This window comes from Calditrichota bacterium (assembly GCA_013112635.1).
GTDB lineage: Bacteria > Calditrichota > Calditrichia > Calditrichales > J004 > JABFGF01.
On sequence record JABFGF010000003.1, the window covers coordinates 381,616 to 396,952 of the forward strand.

The 15,337-nt window shown below is 37.3% G+C and carries 13 protein-coding genes; 5 read left to right on the forward strand and 8 right to left on the reverse strand.

Going from position 1 to position 15,337, the window contains the following annotated elements; all coding sequences use genetic code 11:
- Positions 1–99 precede the first annotated feature (99 nt).
- Together HND50_10870 and HND50_10875 are read right to left on the reverse strand one after the other, a co-directional pair.
- Positions 100–351: a hypothetical protein gene (locus HND50_10870; GenBank protein NOG45729.1), complete on the reverse strand. Its 252-nt coding sequence runs from the start codon at positions 349–351 to the stop codon at positions 100–102.
- A 184-nt stretch (positions 352–535) separates the two neighbouring features.
- Positions 536–742 (reverse strand): hypothetical protein, encoded by a 207-nt coding sequence (locus tag HND50_10875; GenBank protein ID NOG45730.1) that lies wholly within the window; start codon positions 740–742, stop codon positions 536–538.
- A 179-nt stretch (positions 743–921) separates the two neighbouring features.
- On the opposite strand from HND50_10875, the gene HND50_10880 reads away from it, so the two are divergent.
- Both HND50_10880 and HND50_10885 read left to right on the forward strand, forming a co-directional pair.
- Positions 922–1,653, forward strand: coding sequence for an SDR family oxidoreductase (locus tag HND50_10880; GenBank protein ID NOG45731.1), 732 nt, complete (start codon positions 922–924; stop codon positions 1,651–1,653).
- A 240-nt stretch (positions 1,654–1,893) separates the two neighbouring features.
- Positions 1,894–2,991 carry a hypothetical protein gene (locus HND50_10885; protein NOG45732.1) on the forward strand — a complete coding sequence of 366 codons (1,098 nt, stop codon included), beginning with the start codon at positions 1,894–1,896 and terminating at the stop codon, positions 2,989–2,991.
- Positions 2,992–3,161: 170 nt separating this feature from the next.
- Here HND50_10885 and HND50_10890 read toward each other — a convergent pair whose 3' ends face one another.
- Positions 3,162–4,241 (reverse strand): DUF2652 domain-containing protein, encoded by a 1,080-nt coding sequence (locus HND50_10890; GenBank protein ID NOG45733.1) that lies wholly within the window; start codon positions 4,239–4,241, stop codon positions 3,162–3,164.
- Between the two features lie 163 nt (positions 4,242–4,404).
- On the opposite strand from HND50_10890, the gene HND50_10895 reads away from it, so the two are divergent.
- From HND50_10895 to HND50_10905, 3 genes are all read left to right on the forward strand, one after another.
- On the forward strand, positions 4,405–5,820 hold the full coding sequence (locus HND50_10895; GenBank protein NOG45734.1) for a peptidase M64: 1,416 nt from the start codon (positions 4,405–4,407) through the stop codon (positions 5,818–5,820).
- 62 nt (positions 5,821–5,882) lie between these two features.
- Positions 5,883–6,482: a GNAT family N-acetyltransferase gene (locus HND50_10900; protein NOG45735.1), complete on the forward strand. Its 600-nt coding sequence runs from the start codon at positions 5,883–5,885 to the stop codon at positions 6,480–6,482.
- A gap of 20 nt (positions 6,483–6,502) precedes the next feature.
- Positions 6,503–6,976 carry a hypothetical protein gene (locus tag HND50_10905; GenBank protein ID NOG45736.1) on the forward strand — a complete coding sequence of 158 codons (474 nt, stop codon included), beginning with the start codon at positions 6,503–6,505 and terminating at the stop codon, positions 6,974–6,976.
- An 8-nt stretch (positions 6,977–6,984) separates the two neighbouring features.
- Here the strand turns inward: HND50_10905 and HND50_10910 are convergent, their stop codons facing one another.
- The 5 genes from HND50_10910 to HND50_10930 all read right to left on the reverse strand — a co-directional run bounded on the left by HND50_10910 (position 6,985) and on the right by HND50_10930 (position 15,090).
- A complete protein-coding gene (locus HND50_10910; protein NOG45737.1) occupies positions 6,985–8,424 on the reverse strand; it encodes a hypothetical protein in 1,440 nt (479 codons plus the stop codon).
- Between the two features lie 182 nt (positions 8,425–8,606).
- A complete protein-coding gene (locus HND50_10915; protein ID NOG45738.1) occupies positions 8,607–10,298 on the reverse strand; it encodes a sodium:solute symporter in 1,692 nt (563 codons plus the stop codon).
- A gap of 337 nt (positions 10,299–10,635) precedes the next feature.
- The gene (locus HND50_10920) at positions 10,636–13,119 is read right to left on the reverse strand and encodes a PIG-L family deacetylase (GenBank protein NOG45739.1); all 2,484 of its coding nucleotides are present in this window, start codon (positions 13,117–13,119) and stop codon (positions 10,636–10,638) included.
- Between the two features lie 92 nt (positions 13,120–13,211).
- The gene (locus HND50_10925; protein NOG45740.1) at positions 13,212–13,859 is read right to left on the reverse strand and encodes a hypothetical protein; all 648 of its coding nucleotides are present in this window, start codon (positions 13,857–13,859) and stop codon (positions 13,212–13,214) included.
- A 145-nt stretch (positions 13,860–14,004) separates the two neighbouring features.
- Positions 14,005–15,090 carry a DUF2911 domain-containing protein gene (locus HND50_10930; protein NOG45741.1) on the reverse strand — a complete coding sequence of 362 codons (1,086 nt, stop codon included), beginning with the start codon at positions 15,088–15,090 and terminating at the stop codon, positions 14,005–14,007.
- Positions 15,091–15,337: the final 247 nt, after the last annotated feature.

Sequence of the window (15,337 nt, forward strand, 5' to 3'; positions counted from 1 at the left end):
GGAGCGAAGAATCCAATAGCCTACAGGAGTATTCTCTACAATAAGTTTCGATCAGAATGGCATCCGGTGTAATGGGTTGAAACTTTGGTAAAACTTTGTTCATGCCACAAACTTGCCCCACCGGTTTTCTTTTATATCATCTTTGGCATTATTAATCAGGCTGTTTAACTTTTCCGCTTTTAAAATACTTTTTATATCATGATCCTTTTTTAGAAGAACCTGGTACCTGAAACCATTGGCAGGATAATTATCCAAAAATGAAACGATGTTTATTATGTTTGCCTGATACATAATTCGTATTTCATATTTCTTCCCCTGGTAATCCCATGGTATTTTTTTATACAGTTCCATATTATTCCTTCCATTAAATGGTTATGAAAATAATTATCTTCCACGGATTAACACGGATTTTCACGAAAAAAGTTTTTAAGATAAGCTTGTATATCGAAATATTATGATCTCTTATTCGTGTAATATGTGTAATCCGTGGATTTATTTTTTTACCTCCAGTTTTGATGATTTATTATTTAGAAGATCACTTCTCAATTTTTTTGATAGAGGCTTCTGCTTCTTCAATCTGCTTGTTAAACCATACAGAAAAGTCGCTGGTCAAGTCCAGTTTATAGCCCAATGTTTTTGCCCTCTTTTGAAGATCCCTGTAATTTGAATACAATTCTTCAGAAAGATAGAAAGTTATTTTCATGTATTTTTTATCTGCGGATCTGAGTGGTTTTAATTCCATTTATTATTCCCATTGTTTTTGATATTAAATATAGATACAAATATCTATAAATTTATAGATAATATATGTATATATTTGCATAAATCAACCTTTATCTTAAAAAATAATCTAAAATATTTAGATAACTTGGAGAATTGTATTATCTTTTTTTAGCTATTTGAATGAAAGAGAATATTACCATGGAATTAAAAAACAAAACGGCTTTAATAACCGGTGGAGCGATAAGACTTGGCCGCGCAATTTGTCTGGATTTAGCCAGAGCCGGAACCAATATTTTTTGCCAGTATTTCTCCAGCGATGAAGCAGCTGGTTCATTGGTTGAAGAAGTGCAAAATATTGGCGGCAAAATAAAAACGTTTAAAATTGATCTGACGGATGAAGGCGCAATACATACAACATCCGATGAGGCAATAAATACTTTCGGCAGAATAGACATCCTTGTCAATAACTCCGCTTTATTCTATCCAACGCCTGTGGGGAAGATTACTGAAAAAGATTGGAATACTTTTCATGAACTAAACTTAAAGGCCGCTTTTTTCCTTTCCCAGGAAGTGGGCATGCTTATGAAAAAACAAGGATATGGAAGAATTGTAAGCATTGGTGATATTTCATTTGAATCACCCTGGCCCAATTTTTTACCCTACACACTTACCAAAGCCGGTATAAATACTATGACCAAAGGTTTGGCCAAAGCGCTGTCTCCGGAAGTTTTGGTAAACTGTGTCAATCCGGGCCCTGTACTTTTACCGGATGATTTTAACCAGGAACAAATAGACAAAGCTCTTGAACGCACATTATTAAAAAAAGAGGGTAGTGCAGATGATATTGCCAAAACCGTCCGCTTTTTGATTGAATCTGATTATATCACCGGTGCTTCCATTCCTGTGGATGGCGGACGGCATATCGGGTAAATTTCTTGTTTTCTACCACAGAGACACAGAGGACGCTGAGATAAAAGTATTAGTATTTTGAGCCTTGATGTTTTTGCGGTTTATTCTTTACTACCTTATTATCCTGTAAACACCAGCTTTAATGCTTTTCACCAAAATTTAGTAGAAAAAACTATTAAAATTTTTGATTAGATTTTCTTTCCTGCATAATTTATTCTGTTGTTAGAACAAATCCTTACAATATCTTTTGGAGATTTACACATGAAATTTTTTGCAGTATTATTGACCATTATTTTTGTTTCATCGTGCTCAACAACAATCCCTGTAAAAGTGCGCAAACCAGCTGAATTAAATATTGGCTCTGCCCGCACAATTGCAGTTATGGATTTTGATTTTAGAGGTAGTTGGGACTTTGATGCCGGAGATAAAGATTCAAAAAAAGCACTGGGTGCATTTATGAAGGCAATCGAAAAGCAAAATAAAAAATTAAATCCTAAAACTGCTTATCCGGGTAAAAATGTTAGCGATCATCTGGTGGCAAAGCTCGTACAGAATGGCTATTACACTGTAATTGAACGATCCAAAATGGATGAAATATTAAATGAACAATCTCTTTCTTTAAGCGGACTTGTTGATGATGAGCAAGTTGTCCAGGTGGGCAATATGATTGGGGCGCAGGCGCTTATTACAGGATCCGGAACTTACTCTGTTAAAGATATTGGTGAATGGGAAAAGTATAAAGAGAAGAAAAAAAATAAAGATGGTAAAAAAGTTACAATCGAGAAAGAGCGTTACAATATTGTTCGCCATGTAAATACTCAAATTACTTTCAGGATTATTGATGTGAGCACCGGTTCTGTCATCGCATCAAAAAATAATAAAGCTTCTAACAAATCAAATTCATGGAAATATAAATCCAGCGGTAAAAATGAATCTGCTGCAGCAAAAGGATTAAAAGATTGGAAGCCCATTGTTGCGGATCAGGTTTCCAAAATACTGGATAAAACAATAAAGCAGATTGCACCTCATACAGTTACCCAGAAAAGAGAAATAGAAGAGGGTGAATCAAAGAAAATGAAATCTGCTCTTGAATATGCCAAACGCGATTTATGGGACGAGGCTAAAGAAATTTGGGATAAAGTTTCTGCAGCAAAGAAAACAAAAAAGGAAGACAGAATTGCGGCTACTTATAATCTTGGGTTATTCTACGAAGTTTTCGGGTTCTTAAATGATGCGGAGATTTATTATGAAAAGGCTTATAAACTTTCATCAGATTCGAAATACCTTGATGCAAAAGCACGCGTTAAAAAACGGCGCAAAGAAGTGGAAAAACTAAGAATGCAAGAAGAGAGAGAGTAGCAGCGGCAGAGCACAGAAAAAATTAAATTTAGTTAACAGTAAAAATGGGAAAATGTTAGGAAGCATGATTAACCATCCTGAAAAATTTATGCCCAAAAATAATAATTGGATATAAATATTACTATATACTGCTAAAGGTTTTTGCTGCTACTGTAAACTGTTATTAACTGCTATTGTTTTTGCTGACATATTTCTTTAATCGCGGCAAGCGTTTTAGGTAGATTTTTTTTAAATATACTTTTGAAAAATGGTAAAAGAAGCCAGCCAATAAATGGCAGGGGAACATAGTGCACTTCAATCCGGAATAGTGTTCCGGTGCCTTCTTTTTCAAGAATATTATAGACGCTAAATTCTTTTACAATTGGCAGCGATGCAATCCGTTCTCCATAAACCAGCTTGTTCTTACCAAAGTCGTTTGTAACAGTTTCAAATTCAAGGTTTTTTCCATTAACAAGACACGTATGTTGTGTGCTTACCCTGTTCACCCGCTTTTTTTCGTACTCAAGTTTATCAACTCCTGTGTTCCAACTAAGACGTAAATCCAGGTTTGAAATAATTTCAAGAACCTCAAATCGATCACGTTCAATATAGGTCTCCACAAACAACGGATCTTTTATCTTTTTCTGAAACTCGACTTGCGGGAATTCCTTAATCAAAGTCCGGAATGGCTGAAACGGAAGATACTTGTATTTGACTTCCCCAAATTTGTCATAGGAAATTGAACCGGCTTGTATTTGTGGATTTTGATCACTGATATAATTTTCAGGCGTATTATGATTTGCATATTCGCCGCTAAATAAAAGGTATTCTTTTTCATTTACATTGTTTTTTAAAAGTTGATGAATAAGAATTACGTCACTTCCATGTGGTTTTGTTTTTTCCTTTACGGTAATAAATCCAAAATCCCCGGCATGGGCAATTATTTTTAATGAAAGTTTTGAAGCAGAACTACAGGCGCCGCATGGACAAATGCGCTGAACTTCATACTTTTTTAAATGATTGTGAAAATCGATAAACATTTTTTTTGATTGTTCGATGATTTGCGTTGTGGAAGGCAAATGCTGTTCTTTGTAAAACAAAACTGCATCGCCTTCAATTTCAGAAATCTGCAAATCCAATTCATTGGCATCGATAATAATTTCCAATAGCTCTGAAATTATATGCTGGCTGTGGTTTATCTCGGTCTGCTTAACAAAATCAGTAAAACCGGAAATATCAGGCATAAATAGTAGAGATTTTTCAATAGCCATTTTTTAATAGAATTCCTTGTTGGTGAATGGGGAATATAACCATTTTCGGTTTATAAAAAATCCATGCAGAATAAGGAAAGTATCACTAAATTGATTTTATTGTAATTGACAATTGAAACCTTGAAAGAAAGACAAATTTCCCACCTAATTTTTTGGAGGCACAATGAAACGCATTTTTATATTTATCATGTTGTTGTTTTTTTCCGGCACTCTTTTCGCGCAAAATTTTAGTGATTATTTTGTAGACAAAACAATGCGCGTGGATTATTACCATTCCGGTACAAAAGGCAGTGAGCTATTTGCCATTGATCAGATTTATGATGCCGGTATCTGGGCAGGCAGTCAGACTAATTTGAACACAACCCTAAATCTTGGTGAATACCAGGTACGTGTCTTTGATTCAGCCTCCGGTAAAATGATTTATTCCAGAGGTTATTCAACCATTTTCAATGAATGGCAAACCACACCGGATGCCAAAGTTAATCATCATACTTTCCATGAAACCTTGTTATTGCCAATGCCAAAATCAAAAATTAAAATGGGCATTTACCGCCGCGATAAAAAAATGAATTTTGTGGAAAAATGGGTTACGGAAATTGATCCAACAAATGATGCTATAATGAATAAAGCTGTAAATAAACCCGGCTATAAAGTTTCTGCATTGATGGAAAATGGACCATCCTCAGAAAAAGTGGATATTGTAATTGTGGGTGACGGTTATACAAAAGAAGAGATGGAGCAATTTCGTAAAGATGCCAAATATCATAATGATGCCATGTTTAACACAGAACCATTTAAATCACGCAAGAATGATTTTAATGTCTGGTTAGTGGAAGTTGTTTCTGAAGAATCCGGCATTTCGAAACCGGATAAAAATATTTGGAAAAATAATGCGTTGGGCTGCCGTTATTATTCTTTTAATTCTCCTCGATATGTCCTTACAGAAAACAATAAAGCTTTACGTGATGCAGCAGGTCTTGTGCCGTATGATTACGTTAATATCCTGATAAATGATAACCGCTATGGCGGCGGTGGAATTTATAACCTTTATACCACTAACTACATGCGCGTTGATACTAAAGGCCAGGAATGGCAAATGGAATATGTTTATGTTCATGAATTTGGCCATAGTTTTGCCGGGCTTGGTGATGAATATTACAGCTCATCCACAGGATACGATGAGTTTTATGCAGCGGGTGTTGAACCATGGGAAGCAAACGTAACAGCCTTGCTTGATCCAAAAAATATAAAATGGAAAAGCTTTATGAAAGAAGAAATTCCATTACCAACACCATGGGAAAAAGAAGAATATGACGGTGTTGCTGCAGAGCGCAGTAAGTTAGACAGATTAGCGGCGGGATATTATGATAAACGAGAGCCGTTTATTTCCAGGCAAAATGAGATTTTAGAAAACAGCAAATTTACCGGTAAAGTTGGGGCTTTTGAAGGCGCCGGATATGAGCGATTTGGATTATACCGCCCGGCTGCAAACTGCCGCATGTTTAGTTTAAGCCTGGTCGACTTTGATCCGGTATGTAGCGCTACTCTTGAAAAGGTAATTGACTATCTTGCAAAATAAAACTTTATAAGCAACCTTCCAGGTCTTGAAAAACCTGGAAGGTTTTTTTTGATAATTGATTTATGGAAACAAAAATCCGGCTTTATAACCCATCTGATTTGACTGCGCTTTACGATATCTGCCTAAAAACCGGCGATAGCGGTAAGGACGCTACAGAACATTACGATGATCCAAAAATATTGGGACATTTTTATGCGGCGCCCTATGCAGTGCTGGAACCAAATCTTTGCTTCGTGGTGACTTGTTCGGGAAAACCATGTGGTTACATTCTTGGAACGCAGAATTCCGAACAGTTTTATGAAACCTGTGAAAATGAATGGTTTCCAAAATTGAGAGAAAATTATCCACTTCCTAATGCAAATAATACATCAAAAGATGCACACATAATTCGCTTAATTCACAAAGGCCATATTGTAAATCAAGATTTGACGGATTATCCGGCACACCTGCACATTGACCTTTTGCCAATTACACAAGGCAAGGGTATTGGAAGAAAATTGATGGAAATATTTCTGAACAAGTTGCGCGAATTAGAAATCCCTTCGGTTCATCTTCAAGTTGGGAAATCAAATCCAGGCGCAATCCAATATTACGAAAAAATGGGATTTCACATAATCAAAGAATATGACAAAGCCATAGCGTTTGGAATGGTGTTTTCATAAATCACTTAATGGAAAATTATATGAGCTTTAAAGGTGTTCAAAAAGTATTTTCATACACTCAGGTAAATAATGCCTCGCCTGAAAAAGTCTTTCAGCTATTATGCCCTGTTCGGGAGAAAGAGTGGCTGGATGGTTGGGATTGTAAAATGATACACAGCAAGTCAGGTATAATAGAAAAAAATTGTGTTTTTACAACTCCGCACCATGGAGAATCGGAAACCGTGTGGCATGTTACAAACTATGATCCAGAAAAATATGAAATCGAGTTTTTTAGAGTGACACCAAATGAGACTACTGTTAGAATCAATATTAAACTATCGTCAAAATCTAACAGTCAGACAAATACCTATATTGAATATCTTTATACAGCACTAAATGAGCAACAAAATGAGATTATTAAGTACAATCTCGAAAATAGTTTTATAGAATCAATGTTGTGGTGGGAATCAGCAATAAATCATTTTCTAAAAACAGGTAAGATGTTGGTAAGTTGAGTTTAAACTTATTCCGGAGGAATAATCTGTTTACGGATATGAACCAAAGGTGCGTTATTTGTCAGCCTTACTTCACCATCTTCAATTAAAATGCCCAGCTTTTCCCAATATGATTCATCAACCGGAAATTCATCGGCATAAATATGTTTGTTATATAGCTTCATAAAAACCGTAGTCTTGCCAACCAGATCCATTTCTTTAAGCATCTCCCGTCCGCCCCATGTTCGGGTTGCGGGAATTAATCTGTTTCTTATTTTTTTTAAAACGATGTCAAGGCTGTTTTGGCCATAACTTTCTTTCCTTAGTGCAACATCGGCTTTTAACATCATTGCAGCGCCGGTCCAATAAACAAATGGATAGGCGTGATAGCGACCCATATTTTCAGCTGTCTGTTTCACACTTTTCCCTGAGGAATTGCGTTTACCTTTTTGAAAACCATTATAAATTCGTTGCCAGGCTTGGCGCTCAGATAAACGTCCGTCACGTCCCATTAAAACATATTGATAGTATGTTGCCAGGCCTTCTGAAAGCCACATTTCCTTTCTCTTAATGTAAGGCAGCAGGCTGTGGCTGAGTTCATGTGTGGCAGTCCAGTCAGCAATAAATTCCTCAACTGGCCGCGATGGATCAATATTAAACTGAATGCTTAACCCACCGCCGCGAACAACCATCCCAAAGGGAACGGGCTCTCTACGCTTGCCCCCAGGAATAATTAAAACCTGGGCATTTTTAACAGGAAATTCGCCATAAACTTTTGTAACCGATGTTGCGGCATTTTTTATCCAATGCAAAAGTTCTGGTTTAGATGTTGAATAATTACCATCAAGAAAAGCAACCGCAAGTTTACAACCGGGCACTTCAACTGTATCAATATTAAAAGTACCAAATGCAGCCACAGCGGGCCAATCGTATGGCGAACGGTCAACGAGGAATTTGTTGTGAGCTGTTTTTTGCCATGGGACAGAAAAATTTATGTTAGCTGGAAAATCGAATTCAATAATAATTTGTTCATTTTCTTCCAATTCGTATGGACGCCATAACCATAAATCGGGTGGTAAGATTACATCATCACCAATTTTTTGAACAGATGCCCGGCGGCCGGTTCCAATTGATGAAGAAATATCAAACTGGTAAAGCATTTTACTATTGCGGCCATTTTTTCCCAAAGCAAGTTCATAGCTCTCCGGGCTGTAGGTGAATGTTTTCCTGCCACTGATCATGCGCATATTTTTAATATGGTCAGTGCCGGAGCTGGATCCTGCATAGAGGTGATAAAATGAAATATTGCCAAAATTTGCTTCAACAAAGAGTGTTTGTAAATCTTTGGATATGCTTACTTTATAATGATGGATTATTTTATTTTCGGCGTAGATAGATGAAAAAAGAAACAGGATCAGATAAAAAGGAATAAAATGAAAATACTCTATTTTAGTTTTGTATTTAGCCATTTTCGTTTATCTATTTGTTTAGATTGGTTACTGTCATGCTGAGTGAAATTGAAGCATCCCATGGCATGAGATTTTTCATTCCGTTTTACTTCGTTCTGAATGAGAGGAATACCTCTACTTTAAAAACAAGGATTGAACTACGAATCAAAAATTCATAAAAAAAATATCAAATTTTGATTATTTTAAGCCCGATTTTTTACCGGTCCATATTCAAAAATAAAAGCCAAAATGACAACAAGGGTGCAGCCAATAAAGTTAAACCACAAATAAGGGATATCAGTGAAGAAGAAAAATCCAAATACGTACACTTCTGAAATCAATGCTGCAAGAAAGGTGGCGGTGCCGTTTATATTTTTAAAATAGAATGCGATCAGAAAGATTCCCAATATTGTACCATAAAACAGTGATCCTAAAATATTTACAGCTTCAATCAGGGTTCCAAGTTGATTGGCAAACAGGGCAAAACCTATAGCATAAATTCCCCAAAAAACAGTTGAAGCTTTTGAAACAAAAAGATAGTGTTTTTCAGGGGCGCCCGGTTTAAGCATTCGTTTATAAATATCAACCACAGTCGTCGATGCAAGTGCATTTAGCTCAGCTGATGTACTTGACATGGAAGCAGATAAAATAGCAGCCAGCACCAATCCTATCAGCCCAATGGGTAAAAAGCTGGTTACAAAAGTAAGGAAAATAAAATTCGTATCATTCCCATCAGAAGCCGGATTTGCCTGCGTTATAAGGGTCTTGGCTTCTTGCCGCAAATCTTTCATCTGGTCTTCAATAGCCAAAACTTCTTGTTGATGCGAGAGAAGTTTGTTTTCATGGTTTTGGTCATTGGCCGAAAGCATTGACCGCAGAATATCTTGTTTTTCAGAATGCAGTGTTTTGTGGTTTTTTTCCAAAGCTTCATATTGACCGGCTTGCTCAGAATAATGCACTTTCTGTTCTTCAACCGGGTTAAAATAAAGCGGTGGTTCAACGAATTGGTAAAACACAAAAACCATTGCCCCAATCAGCAATATGAAAAATTGCATCGGTATTTTTACGATGCCATTCATAAGCAAACCTGTGCGCGATTGAGCTATCGATGAGCCGGAAAGATAACGTTGCACCTGAGATTGATCGGTTCCAAAATAAGAAAGAGCTAAAAATGTTCCGCCAATGAGCCCGCTCCAGAAAGTGTATTTATTACCCAGGTCAAAAGTAAAATCAATAGCATTTAGCTTACCAGATTTGCCTGCAATATGCAGGGCATCCAAAACAGAAATATCATCCGGGAGCAACCTGAAGATCATAACAAATGCCGCAATCATCCCGAAAAAAATGACACCCATTTGTAGAAGATGGGTTTTATTTACGGCATCTGTGCCGCCGGTTGCGGTGTAAATAATCACCAGGATACCAATCACAATAATTGTTGCGTTTAAATCCCATCCAAGTAAAACGGAAAGAATTAAGGCCGGTGCAAGAATTGTAAAACCGGCAGCCAGACCACGTTGGATTAAAAACAGTATGCTGCCGAGCGCCCGGTTTTTTAAATCGAAACGTGTTTCAAGATATTCGTAGGCAGTAAAGGCATTCATTTTATGATAGATGGGGACGGCTGTAATGGACAGAATAATCATTGCGATGGGCAGCCCAATATAGAATTGAACAAAACGCATTCCATCCACAAATGCCTGACCGGGCGTAGAAAGAAAAGTAATAGCACTGGCCTGAGTGGCCATTATGGAAAGTGTGACCATGTACCATGGAGTGCTTTTATTGGCAAGAAGAAATTCCTGCAGATTTTTGCTTCTTTTACTTTTCCAGGTGCCGTAAATTACTATAAAACCCAAAAAGGCGGACATCACCACCCAATCGATTGTGCTCATATTTTCCTAAATTTGATAAGTGATGTGGCTTCGACAAGCTCAGCCACCACAATATTGTTTCTGAGTTGGTCTAATGTGTTCCCTGAGCTTGTCGAAGGGGACTCATTCAAACACCTTTGTAAAGGCATAAAACAAAACCAGTAATAAGATTAGATTTGCTGATACTGCAAAGTAAAATCTTGGCCAGCTTTTAAAAATGGGTGGTGCTTCTTCAAGTTTGCTCATAACATTCTTTTCTTTTTTGCTACAGATACTCACAGACAGATCTAAAAAGAAAAAATAATAAATTACTAATTCGTTAACTTAGTTTGTTATTCTTCAGTGTAAATCCGTGTAATCAGTGGTTGATTAATTCTTGTTTTTGTTTTGCAGAAATCATATTTACAAAAAGGCGGTATGCGCCCGGTACACCTGCCGGAAGTTGCCGGAACATGGACAATGCAGAAAAAATAAAAACACCTTTTCCATGATGAGCATAAAGCAGGCTGCCCAGTTTTGCTGGTTCGCCATGATCATTTCCCGCCAGCAATGGAGATAGTTTTCCTTGCCAGGATTCTGCTAAATAAGTTCCTCGCTCCTGGACCCAGCCATCAAAATCAGAATCGACTATTTTGTTTGGGTAATTAAATACGATATGCGCAGGTTTCAAGAAATCCATTTCAGCATCTTCCTCGGATATGCGATCGCGGCCTCTGGAAACAAACGGGAAAGGCCCAATTTGTGCGACCTGAATTCCAAATCGTGTATTATGCTGCACAATCCAGGTTCCGCCTTTTTCTACATATTCTGAAATACGTTTTTGATAAAGACCCAGTTTTTCTCGTGTATTAAAAGCACGGACGCCGCAGACAACAGCATCATATTGGGCATAATTTGCATTTATTAAATCCTCATCGGAAAGCAATTCAACAGAAATACCAATCTGCTGTAAAGCCTGAGGGATTTCATCTCCTGAACCCATGATGTAAGCAATTTTTAGTTCGGGCACATTTACAGCTAGCTTTACAAGTTTTGTTTCTGCTTGCTGCAGTACAGTTTGAACCGGAATATGCGGATAGTTGATTTCGATAACTTCATCGTAAAATTTTGAGTCTCCGGTTGTGGCCACCAACTTAACTATGCCATTTTCAGCGTTGTTTCCTGGCCGGATTTTAAATGCAAATGTGGACTGCTCATTTTTCTTTGTTAGCTCAAACTGAAACTCATGGGGTTCTATTTCCCATCCTTTTGGGATTTCCGGTTTTAGTAAACCCGAAACACTGTCTCTTTTTGCCTTTACAACAGCATTTATTTGACGGTATTTTTTGTCTTTAAAAACAAAAACATTTTCGTTGAAAGACAGGCTTACATCAGGTAAAATTACAACGGGTTTAAACTGTTCACCATCCTCAGGATCGTTCCAGCGATATTCAACTGGTACAACAAACTCCAGTTTAACATCATTAAATGAAAGATTGATTTCAGCATGTAGTTTTGGCGGCCCTTCTGGTTGTCCGGAAAATTCATCATTTACGTTAAACATGGTTTCTCCCGGTTTATTTTCCAGCCAGTAAGGTTGGGTAAAACGGGCATCCTTTGGGATTGTTACGGTGCTGATCAGCGTTGTCGGTTTATTTTCTTCCAGTTGCTGATTTACCGTTTCTTTTTCAAGGTAACTCAGTTTGATCGAATTCAGTTTTACAAGAAAGGCCGATCTGTTAATAATAGCACTTTTAATTTTAATCGATTTTCCAGGTGTTACAGATTCATCAAATGCGATCGATTCAAGCCATAATCCACTACACATTTGAAGCAGGTTTTGCACTTCTTTTTTCTTAGCTTCAATCCAAAAACTGCTTTCTTTTTGTAATAATATTTTATAAAGGTTGACCAAGTCTGGGATTATACTTTGCGGGTTTTGCAGATTAAATTTTTGGTTTATTTTATTAATTTGGTTTTGAATATCCTCTGAACCCTCAATGCGTTTCCAGCTGGTTTCAATTCCATCCATTAAGTCATTATTTGCACTATCACCGGCCGTAAGCTCATAATAATCTGGAGAAACGCCCCTTGGTGGCGACGAGCCAAAACCCTGTGATTTATGCATACTTCGGCTTTTTGATGCAATTTCACGAAACGACATTCCATGCAATGATGAATAGGTGCCAAGATCCAATGAAAGGATTGGGGAAGCAGAAGTAGGTCTTGTTTTGTTTGGTTGCCAGGTATTCCAAAATATTCTTTTGGCCTGCCAGGTATTTAGGATTTCTAATTGTTCAGGAAATCGGGTAGGATCAGCAGCAGCATGAAAAGCCTCCTCAGCTAATATGGCCGATGAAAGATGATGTCCATGCCCACCATTTATTTCCGTGAAACGGGTTATTATAATATCCGGTTTAAACTTACGGATTACTTTTACAACATCGCTTAAGATTGTTTCTCTGTCCCATTTGGAAAGTGTTTCTTTTGCCGTTTTTGAATAACCAAAATCTATTGCTCTGGAAAAGAATTGCCGGGCGCCATCTATTTTGCGGGCGGCAATAAGTTCTTGTGTGCGGATTACACCGAAAAGCGCTCCTTTTTCCGGCCCAAGGAGGTTTTGTCCGCCATCGCCACGAGTCAGTGAAAGATAGGCTGTGCGGTAATTTCGTCCTTTGGACATATATGTCAACAGACCCTGGTTTTCATCATCGGGATGTGCAGCAATATATAAAACACTCCCCAAAACATTAAGTTTGTTTATTGCTGCCTGAATTTCATTTGGGTTGTAGTTCAAATCTGTTTGCCCGGACAACAGGCTTACCTGGAAAGAAAAAAATAATAAGAGAAGTAAAAGTCGCACGTTTATTCCTTGTAAAGTTTCGCTTATGCTACCTGGGTTGTTAATTGTAATTAAATTCTTTTTGGTATGTGTAGTTCTTCTTTAGGGAAAGTTTAACTTTTGGTAAGTTTTTCCAACCCTTCAATAACTTCATCTCGTGGCAATTCACCTTTATTTAGCAATTTGTCATCACAAGAAAGCAATTGTTTATAAAAATTGATAGCGTGTTTTTTTGCATCATTTTCATTTTGCTCCAACAAAAGAAAGAGAATATTTTCCGCTTTTGCAAAATAATTATGATTCTTATAAAACTTAAAAATCCTGAATAAAAGTTCAGGTGCAATCTTAAACTCAGTCAGTTTTTCACAACAAAATAAGGCATAGGTAACATAATCAGTTTTATACTTTTGCTGCTCCTGAAAAACTATTTCGAAAAGATGAAAACCCTGAAAATATTGTCTGAATATTTTATCCGTATCCTGTCCGCGATGTTCAAAAATTTCACCCTGCTCAGTTAATAGCACAGCCAAAGTCATGCACTTATCATAGTCAGTCTCACCATCATAAGTAAACAATTCGATTAATGCATCGGCATCGAGGCGCTCGACAATTTCCGGATTTATACCAAGCAATTGTTTGGTGGCAACATCGACAACCATTTGGGCATTTTCCCATTGCCCCTTTTTTTTGTAATTAAGAACCTGACCAATTACCTGCGCAAGTTGTTTTATCATTCTTAAAATGAAATCGCGTTCAAACATTTATTATTCCTTAGTTAAACCTTCCAGGTTTCTAAAACCGGGAAGGTTTTAGAACGCAAAATTAAAAGGCTTTGGGAATTGGGGCAAGAGGTTAATGGAATTACTTGGGGCAAACCATTTCTCTAAATTCCCAAAGCCGAAAATATTATAATGCCTGTATTGCAGCTTTTATTCGGGCATGTTGTGCCTGTGGAGCCATTTCCATGGCTTTTTCATAATTTTTAATTGCGCCTTTTTTATCGCCTTTTCTGCCTAATGCTTCTGCATAACTGTCAAACACATTCCATGACGTTGGGTAATTTTTAACATTAGCTTCAAATATTTTCAATGCCTCATCCAGTCGGCTTGGGTTGGCAAACAGAAGTTGATAACCATAAGCGTTCAGCTCGTTTTCTGTTGCCCCGGCCATTGCGCCTTCCATCAATTTATCAGCTTCATCGGTTTTGCCTTGTAAACTCAAAAGTCCCGCTTTTGTTTGCTTATTAGCAAAAATAGCGCCGCCATTCATGCCCAAAGCTTTGTCTATCCAAATCATGGCCTCATCAAGATGTGTATTGTTGTTTAGCGCAAATTGTGCAGCCCGGCCCCATGCAGCCTGGTTGAATCCTGGAAGTGTTGTCAGCTCTTCTTTGTATTTTGAAAGAATTACATCATTGCGATCAACGGAAATATTGAAAGCAATTTTCTTTTTTCCCCAATGCAGATAAGCTGTGGCTGAGCTGTTTGTTAAATCTTCAAAAGCATAAAGCAGGTTTTCCATGTGAGGAACATCCTGCCATTTTACACTTACACGTAAAGCATCGTTCTCTTTTTCATAAAAGAAACTTCCCCAAGATTGCGTATCCTTGTTAAAAATAATTGTGACTTCATCTTCGCTTGGAAGCATGTGCAAGCCATAAGAACCGGCTTTGAGGTCTTGTCCTTCAATTTTTACATTATGGCTAAATGAAATAACTGTGTTTTCATTTGCGCCTGCACGCCACGGCATGGGCTTACCATTACCGAAATTATTGGGAGCATGTCCCCAAGGAACCAATGTTCCCCATACTTCGCGCTTGTTTACTGCTGGACGGTGATAGTTTATAGAAACCTCAACAAAAGTGGCAATATTTTGAGATACCTTTGCCGGTGGGCTTACCTTTAAAAAAGATAAGGGTTGTTGCGCTGCTAATTGCGAAAAGCCCCCTAAAAGCAACAGTGAAGAAACAAAATAAATAATACGTTTAGTCATATTATCCTCCTAATAATTGGTTGTTTAGTGTTGGTGCTGGATTGTTTTATTTTCCGATTGTGTAAATCAGGAATAACTGAAAATCGATTCCAAAATTACGTTTCGAAAATATGTAATGTTGCATGTTTTGTGGGGGAATTAAAAAATTCTACGGCGTTGTTATTGTTTTGTTACAAAATAAATCAAAATGGCTTAATGTGACTCATAGCATCCTTTAAAAAATAATGTATTCTTATATTTCATATCC